The 6,951-nt window shown below is 41.4% G+C and carries 9 protein-coding genes; 5 read left to right on the plus strand and 4 right to left on the minus strand.

From position 1 onward, the window contains the following. Positions 1-580, minus strand: a 580-nt coding sequence (locus JWQ85_RS04540; protein WP_299464600.1) for a hypothetical protein, incomplete at its 3' end; no start/stop codon positions are given. 276 nt (positions 581-856) lie between these two features. Here JWQ85_RS04540 and JWQ85_RS04545 point away from each other — a divergent pair. After that, the gene (locus JWQ85_RS04545; protein WP_299464602.1) at positions 857-3,268 is read left to right on the plus strand and encodes an ABC transporter permease; all 2,412 of its coding nucleotides are present in this window, start codon (positions 857-859) and stop codon (positions 3,266-3,268) included. Positions 3,269-3,368: 100 nt separating this feature from the next. Further along, entirely contained in the window at positions 3,369-3,749 is a 381-nt protein-coding gene (locus JWQ85_RS04550; RefSeq protein ID WP_299464605.1) for a hypothetical protein, read from the plus strand. A 4-nt stretch (positions 3,750-3,753) separates the two neighbouring features. Here the strand turns inward: JWQ85_RS04550 and bla are convergent, their stop codons facing one another. Next, positions 3,754-4,479, minus strand: a complete 726-nt coding sequence (gene bla, locus JWQ85_RS04555; protein WP_299464608.1) for a subclass B1 metallo-beta-lactamase — start codon at positions 4,477-4,479, stop codon at positions 3,754-3,756. Positions 4,480-4,481: 2 nt separating this feature from the next. Continuing rightward, the gene (pgmB, locus tag JWQ85_RS04560; protein ID WP_299464611.1) at positions 4,482-5,168 is read right to left on the minus strand and encodes a beta-phosphoglucomutase; all 687 of its coding nucleotides are present in this window, start codon (positions 5,166-5,168) and stop codon (positions 4,482-4,484) included. Positions 5,169-5,231: 63 nt separating this feature from the next. On the opposite strand from pgmB, the gene JWQ85_RS04565 reads away from it, so the two are divergent. Together JWQ85_RS04565 and JWQ85_RS04570 are read left to right on the plus strand one after the other, a co-directional pair. Continuing rightward, entirely contained in the window at positions 5,232-5,600 is a 369-nt protein-coding gene (locus tag JWQ85_RS04565) for a hypothetical protein (protein WP_299464614.1), read from the plus strand. Between the two features lie 122 nt (positions 5,601-5,722). Further along, positions 5,723-6,253, plus strand: a complete 531-nt coding sequence (locus JWQ85_RS04570; protein WP_299464617.1) for a ferritin — start codon at positions 5,723-5,725, stop codon at positions 6,251-6,253. Here the strand turns inward: JWQ85_RS04570 and JWQ85_RS04575 are convergent. Further along, positions 6,250-6,504, minus strand: a complete 255-nt coding sequence (locus JWQ85_RS04575) for a (2Fe-2S) ferredoxin domain-containing protein (RefSeq protein WP_299464620.1) — start codon at positions 6,502-6,504, stop codon at positions 6,250-6,252. The genes JWQ85_RS04570 and JWQ85_RS04575 overlap by 4 nt on opposite strands. Before the next feature lie 100 nt (positions 6,505-6,604). Between JWQ85_RS04575 and JWQ85_RS04580 the strand changes: the two genes are divergently transcribed. Next, positions 6,605-6,951, plus strand: a 347-nt coding sequence (locus tag JWQ85_RS04580; protein ID WP_299464623.1) for a VOC family protein, incomplete at its 3' end; no start/stop codon positions are given.

The raw sequence follows: 6,951 nt of genomic DNA on the forward strand, positions 1-6,951 counted from the left end.
CACCCGAAAAGCTTGGAAGCTTACCCGGCTCAGTTTTAGCGCTTGATGTATGGCACTCCATGCAGCGTAAGTTTATCATCCTGTCAAAACTGGCCATAACGGTATCATAACCGGGGCTCATCATCCAGTGATTTTTTATATTATCAAATGACACAGGTAACTGGAATAATTCATTCTCTTTCCAATACAAATAGCTTTCGCCTTTAACGCCACCCATCGCAATATCTATGCGCGCGGTTTCTACCTTTTTGCCATTTACATAATTGGTTTGGTACAGGCCACTATCGGTTTTGGTCATCACAACCTTTGTATGATCATTATAAGTAACGTTATTTAACCCTGGTAAAAAGCTGCCGTGTACAGTTTGAGTTGTCGCCGGCGAAGATGCGATATAATGCGCCATGTGCGGGTAGCTGTTGCTGATATCTTTATGGCAGCTAACACAAGTTTTAGCCCCGGCATAAGCTTCGCCGCGTGGATCTTGTGCTTCATGTGCCTCCTTTGTGCTTAAGCATTGCGATAAAATAACTATCAGCGGAAATAAAAATAGAGGCAACAGCAGTAACTTCCTTTTGGCCATCAGGTAAATTGGTTGGTTTGTTAATAATAGTCAATAATCAGGAAATATCATCCCTTAATTGAGTTTTTTATTACAACCGAGCGGCATTAGATGAGGATGAATTTATTAATGAAAAGATGTACGGATGTGAAGTACGAAATCGTACGTACAACTGTCAGTTATCGTACAACTGTTGAATATAAAATGCCCTTACTGTATGAAAAACAGGGTTTTGTGGCTTGGCATTCACTTTGATAAATTTTAGGTGATCACTCAAAATTTAAATAAACCTTTGCTATGCTACAAAACTTATTTAAAACTGCCTGGCGCAATGTGTCGCGCCATAAGTCGTATACATTCATTAACATCATAGGTTTTGGCTCGGGTATCGCCATCTGTCTTGTGATATTTGTGCTGATACAATTTCATTCCAGCTTTGATAATTTCCATAGTAAAAAAGACAGGATCTACCGCATGCTTACCGAGTATCATCATGCCGATTCAAAAGATATATTTTATGGCTCAGGCATTGCGCAGGGAATACCACAAACACTTAAAACCGATATCCCCGAACTTGAAGCCTATGCTCCGGTATTTCATGGTTATAACGAGCAGATACAGGTTTTGAATGCCGCCGGGCAAATTGAAAAGAAGTTTAAAGAAGAGGGTGTGTTTGCAACTACGCCATCCTTCTTTAAAATATTCGATTTCCCGCTGTTGCAGGGTGATACCAAAACCGCGCTCAGTAACCCCAATTCGGTATTGCTTACCAAAGAGACCGCCGATAAATACTTTGGCGATTGGCGCCAGGCAATGGGCAAAATAATACGTTGGGATAATAAAGAAGTTTTAAAGGTTACCGGCATACTGGCACCCATTCCTAAGAACACCGATTTTCAGTTTAAGGTAGTGTTTTCATTAGGTACTGGCCGTACGGCTAACATGCTTAAGTCCACCGATTATGACAGCACAGGTGGATTTTATGGCTGCTATGTACTGGCCCCCGCGGGCATGACCGGGGTGCAATTAACCGACAAACTACAGGCGCTGATGAAAAAATATCGCTCGCCCGAAAATAAGGACAGCGAAGTGGCCCAGCCGTTAAGTAATGTGCACTTTGATAATAAGGTAGACAACTACTCCAACATATCTATCACCCCGCAAATGATAAATATGCTTTGGATGATAGGGGCATTCATCCTGATCATTGCGTGTGTAAATTTTGTGAACCTGGCAACCGCCCAAGCGGTAAACCGCGCTAAAGAGGTTGGCGTACGTAAAGTGCTTGGCGGTAACCGTGGGCAATTGCAAATGCAGTTTTTGGCCGAGACACTGGTCATCGTTTTATTAGCTCTGGTACTATCGGCAGGGATAAGTGTTTTAGCGGTGCCAATGGTAGGCAAAATAATGGATCTGCCGTTATCCGCCGGTATGTTGCTGCAATTTAAGGTAGCGGCTTTTGTGGTAGCGTTAACGGTAGGGGTAACGTTTATAGCGGGTTTTTATCCATCAATAGTACTTTCGGGTTTTAACCCTATCAATGCTTTAAAAAGCAAGGTGGCGTTTAAAACATCCAGGGGGATCTCTTTAAGGCACGCATTAGTGGTATTTCAGTTTATTATTGCGCAGGGGTTGATCATTTGCACCATCATCATTGTAAAGCAAATGAACTACTTTATGCACGAGAGTATGGGCTTTGATAAAGATGCTATTGTGAATGTTCATTTTCCGTCGGACAGTGCCGCAATAAGTAAGCTCGATTACCTTAAAAAGAGGCTAACAGATATAAGTGGCATACAACAGGTGAGTTTAAGCTCGGACCTGCCTGCCGGCGAAGATGATAACTGGACGATGTTTACCTATGATAATGCCATTAAACAAGTAGATTTTTATTCCATCATCCAGATGGCCGACGAACAATACGTGCCGACTTATAAGTTAAAGCTTGTGGCCGGGCGCAATGTTGCATCTTCGGACACCATACGGGAGTTTTTGGTGAACGAGGCGGTTATCCAAAAGCTGGGCCTCAAAAACCCTGAGGATGCCTTGAACAAGCAGATAGCTTTAGGCAAATTTGCCAAAGGCAGGATAGTGGGGGTACTCAAGAACTTTCATAACCGCTCGTTTAAGGACGAGTATGCGCCAATGCTGATCACTACCTTAAAAAATCAGTATGGAGTTAGTAATATCAAGTTATCATCGGCGAACATGAGCGCTTCAATAAAAGGTATAGAAAAGCTTTGGAATGAAGTTTATCCCGACTATGCCTTTGAATACAAATTTATGGACCAGCGCATAGCGGCTTACTATAAACAGGAAAGCCAACTGTCAAAAATATACCAAAGCTTTGCTGCAATTGCCATATTGCTAAGCTGCCTTGGCTTATACGGGCTGGCATCTTTTATGGCTGTGCAGCGGATAAAAGAAGTAGGTATCCGCAAGGTGCTGGGCTCTTCGGTATCTGGTATAGTTTACCTGTTCTCAAAAGAGTTTGTGGTGATGATAGTGATTGGGTTTGCCATAGCATCGCCCATAACCTGGTACCTTATGAATAAGTGGCTGCAAGATTATATCTATCGTATTCAGATACATTGGAGCATATTTTTATTGGCAGGGGTTATAGCAATTAGTATCGCATTAGCTACAGTAAGTTTCCAGTTGATAAAGGCCGCTTTGGTTAATCCGGTTAAAAGTTTACGCAGTGAATGAAATTATTATACTGATTTACAGCGTATTGTAATTTATTATAGTACTATGTATTGCATAATACCATGTAATGTGTATTTTTGTTTATCAATTTAAAAATATCATGAAATCGATCAGCAAAAAAATACAAATTATTGTACTGGCATTAATAATATTAGGTACTGTAGCAGCATGCGATTGGGGTAAATCAACAACCATTATTAACAACACAGATAATTTTTCCCAAAAAATAAAATACTCGGGCAAGGTGGTTTTTAACGAGCAGGAAAACGGGATAGAACATATCTCGGACGGCGGCTACCTGGAGTTCGACGAAAATGGAAGAAGCTTTAAGGCTAAAAACGATGCTTATGGCAAAATAAACTACGAGTTTGATGGCGATAGTAAAGTAACCACTTTAAGCGAGGAGCAAAAGCAATTTATAGCTCACGCCGTTAAAGCCATTATTAAAGAGCGGGCAAAATTAAGGCCAGAGCGTAAGTAATAAGCTATTTCTTACTAAGGATCTGCAGCGTGTGGTTTAGTTGTTTTGTGCCACCCTGCCATGCCAGGTGCCCGGGAATTAAATACCGCGCGGCTTTATAACGAGAGGCTACATTTTTAATGGTTAGTGGCCATTGTGTAAGATCGGCATCGCCTGTAAACCCCTTTGTAGTAGCCTCTAAACTTTTAACCAGGCAGCCACCAAAAAGTATCCGCTGCTGCGGCAGCCAAATCACAATATTATCCTGTGTATGGCCTGCCCCCGGGTAATAGGTTTGCAAGGTTATGCCGGCAATATTAAATGTGGTATCGCGGGCAAAGGTGTATTGCGGCAGCTCATTATTTTCTTTTTTAGCAAGCGCATAAGTTTGTTTACTGCTATAGGTTTTAGCGCCCTGCCTTTTTAACACATCTAAGCCACCTACACAGTCGTCATGAAAATGGGTGGCAACACAAAATATTATCTTTTTATTAAAGCGTTGTTTAACGCTATCTATCAGTTGCTGGGTTTGTTCATCGCCCCAGGGGGTATTAACTAAAATAATACCCTTGTCGGTAACCGCGAATAAACTATTAGCCGGGTATGCAGGCGATTTATCATCTGGATAACCGTACGATGTGCACACATAAAAATTTTGGGTTAAATGTGTTATGCTGATCTTTTGAACAGGCTTCTGACCAAAAGCTATAGCCGAAACAAATAAGTAAAGTATAAACATCCCAATCTTCATCCTTACAATTTATCTAATATATCCAATGTCATTTTATCTAAACCGCTTACCACCATATCCGCGCGAGTAAGCATGTCCGGCGAGCCTATTCCCACGGTTTTCATGCCGCCATTTATGGCAGCTTCTATACCGGCAATGGCATCTTCAAAAACCACACAGGCCGATGGCTCAACGTTTAATTCTTCCGCGCCTTTCAAAAATACTTCGGGGTCGGGTTTGGGGGTGCTTACGCTGTTGCCATCAACAACGGCGTCAAACAAAGGCAATAGTTCCAGCTTGGCCAATATAGTAGGGGTGTTTTTACTGGCCGAGCCAATAGCCGTTTTTAAACCGGCGTCGCGGCAGGCCTGTACAAACTCACGTGCACCTGGTAATATTTCGGCAGGTGTCATCTGGCCAATCATTTCGGTATACCAGTCGTTTTTGCGGGTGGCAAGCTCCAGTTTTTCAGCTTCGGTTTTGTTGGTAACGTTTCCCCAGCCCAATATTAATTCTAATGATGCCATACGGCTTACACCCTTGAGTTGTTCGTTCTGGTGTTCGGTAAAATCAAAGCCCATTTCATTGGCAAGGCGTTTCCACGCTTTATAATGATACACTGCTGTATCTACAATTACACCGTCGAGGTCAAATATGCAGGCTTTGATATTCATGGCGGTAAAGTTATAAGTTGCCTTGTTAATAATCATTATAAATAAATTACTAACATTATTTGGATTAATTATAAATAATGCGCTCTTTTGTACCGTCAAATGGTTACAACTCTAATAGATCCGCAAGCAAGTACCTGGGTAGATGTATTCAGCACCAAACAAGGCGCTGTATATCAAAGCGATGCTGAACGTTGCTGGTATGTTGATTTTGCCGGTAAAGTTGCCAGATTTGATTACCGTTGTTTACTTAAGCTTAAAAAAGCGGTATACAACGTAGATATCGAAGCCAAACTACTTGAAACCTCTAAAGACCCCGACGTAGAAATTATCTTTATCTGCGCCTGCGATCATACTTACATCCTCACCCTGATGCAGATCATTGCTCTTAAAGAATTAATGGAAGGCACGTTTGTAATGCTGCAATTGAACAGTATATTACAAGACCGCCTGTATCGTATTGCAGTTTAATAATTTAGACTGAATTCATATTGCCTTTATTTTCGCTATCCGGTACTTTATAGCCGTATATTGTATTATTATTTAAGTCGGCACGTTTGTTGCCATGTTAAATAGTTCTAAATAATATCAATATGAAAGATCTTATCCGCGTAAGAAGCCTTATTTCTGCAGAAGTAGAAATGCTTTTAAACCAGCAAGTTAAAAAAGAAGCATATTCATCAGCCGTTTATTTATCAATGGCATCATGGTGTAACCGTAACGGTTTCGACAACTCATCGGACTACTTTTTTAAACAAGCCGAAGAGGAAAGGCAACATCAGCTAAAATTATACAAGTATATACTGGATATGGGCGGCAATGCTGTCTCACCAGAGGTTACCGGTATCAAACAGGAGTACAACTCGTTCCGTGAAGTGTTTGAAGAAGCGCTTGACCAGGAAATTAGCGTTACCCAGTCTATCAAAAATATTTATGCCCGTTGCCTAAAAGAGCAGGATTTTGTAACCAACGAGTTTTTAAACTGGTTCTTGAAAGAGCAACGCGAAGAAGAATATAAAGCACGCCGGGCGCTGGAGCTATTCGATGTTATTGGCGAAGAAGGTACCGGCAGATGGCAGATTGATAAGCACGTTGGCGATATCAAATACAACAGCGAGGCTTAATCTTTGGTTAACAAAAGCTTTAAAACATCTTTCTCCGAATATTCTTTCAACCAGATATTTCCAGGAGACATAGTACAGACCGGTGCATAATCACACCGGTCTGTGCATTCTATACGTATCACTTCAATATCTCCCTTGCTGTGTTTGGCAAATTTTTCGGCGATTTTATACATGCTTTTACCGCCGCGTTTTGCGCATTTGCTCCCTGTACATACAAACAGTACTTTATCTGGTACAGTAAATTTACTCATCGTAAAAAAATATCCTTTTTATTAGATAACTTACAAATATCAGCTTTATTTTTGATACAACTTGTTATTACACAAGCATGAACATTAAACCTATAATTTTATGAAATCGATAGAAATAATTTCCATCCCGGTTACTGACCAGCAAGTTGCAAAAGAGTTTTACCTGAAAATGGGTTTTAGTATAATTGTTGAAGCGCCGTTTCAGGGTGGCAGCAATTGGATCCAGCTGGGCCTGCCCGATGGCGGCACAACCATAACACTGGTAAATTGGTTCCCCGAGCTTACGCCCGGCTGTATACAGGGTTTTGTTATAAAATGCGACGACATTGATGCATCTATAGCAGACCTTGCAGCGAAAGGTATAGAAGCAGGCAAGGTTGACGAAACCCCATGGGGCCGTTTCGCTACCGTAAAAGATCCGGATGGTAATAGCTGGAGCTTGCATAG

The sequence above is a fragment of the Mucilaginibacter sp. genome, assembly GCF_028288105.1.
Taxonomy (GTDB): Bacteria; Bacteroidota; Bacteroidia; order Sphingobacteriales; family Sphingobacteriaceae; genus Mucilaginibacter.

What these genes read in the sequence shown, in the direction of transcription:
- JWQ85_RS04545 (WP_299464602.1), top strand. Translation starts at nt 857, where the DNA reads ATGCTACAAAACTTATTTAAAACTGCCTGGCGCAATGTGTCGCGCCAT.
- JWQ85_RS04550 (WP_299464605.1), top strand. Translation starts at nt 3,369, where the DNA reads ATGAAATCGATCAGCAAAAAAATACAAATTATTGTACTGGCATTAATA.
- bla (WP_299464608.1), bottom strand. Translation starts at nt 4,479, where the DNA reads ATGAAGATTGGGATGTTTATACTTTACTTATTTGTTTCGGCTATAGCT.
- pgmB (WP_299464611.1), bottom strand. Translation starts at nt 5,168, where the DNA reads ATGATTATTAACAAGGCAACTTATAACTTTACCGCCATGAATATCAAA.
- JWQ85_RS04565 (WP_299464614.1), top strand. Translation starts at nt 5,232, where the DNA reads ATGGTTACAACTCTAATAGATCCGCAAGCAAGTACCTGGGTAGATGTA.
- JWQ85_RS04570 (WP_299464617.1), top strand. Translation starts at nt 5,723, where the DNA reads ATGAAAGATCTTATCCGCGTAAGAAGCCTTATTTCTGCAGAAGTAGAA.
- JWQ85_RS04575 (WP_299464620.1), bottom strand. Translation starts at nt 6,504, where the DNA reads ATGAGTAAATTTACTGTACCAGATAAAGTACTGTTTGTATGTACAGGG.